We start from the raw sequence: 323 nt of genomic DNA, 5'->3' as shown, positions 1-323 counted from the left end.
TTCAGCCTCGCCTTAGGGGTCGACTCACCCTACCCTGATTAACATGGGATAGGAACCCTTGGTCTTCCGGCGTGCGGGTTTTTCACCCGCATTATCGTTACTCATGTCAGCATTCGCACTTCTGATACGTCCAGCAAACCTTACAGTTCACCTTCAGCCGCTTACAGAACGCTCCCCTACCCCGCGAACAAAGTTCGCAGCCGTAGCTTCGGTGGTATGTTTAGCCCCGTTACATCTTCCGCGCAGGCCGACTCGACTAGTGAGCTATTACGCTTTCTTTAAAGGATGGCTGCTTCTAAGCCAACCTCCTAGCTGTTTTAGCC

At 52.6% G+C, this 323-nt stretch carries 1 rRNA gene; it reads right to left on the bottom strand.

The annotated features are described in order from the left end of the window. A 23S ribosomal RNA gene (locus A7985_RS25520) occupies positions 1-323 on the bottom strand; the annotation flags it as partial.

The organism is Pseudoalteromonas luteoviolacea (genome assembly GCF_001696455.1).
In the GTDB taxonomy this organism is placed as follows: domain Bacteria; phylum Pseudomonadota; class Gammaproteobacteria; order Enterobacterales; family Alteromonadaceae; genus Pseudoalteromonas; species Pseudoalteromonas luteoviolacea_C.
This window is presented reverse-complemented; position numbering and strand designations above follow the sequence as displayed.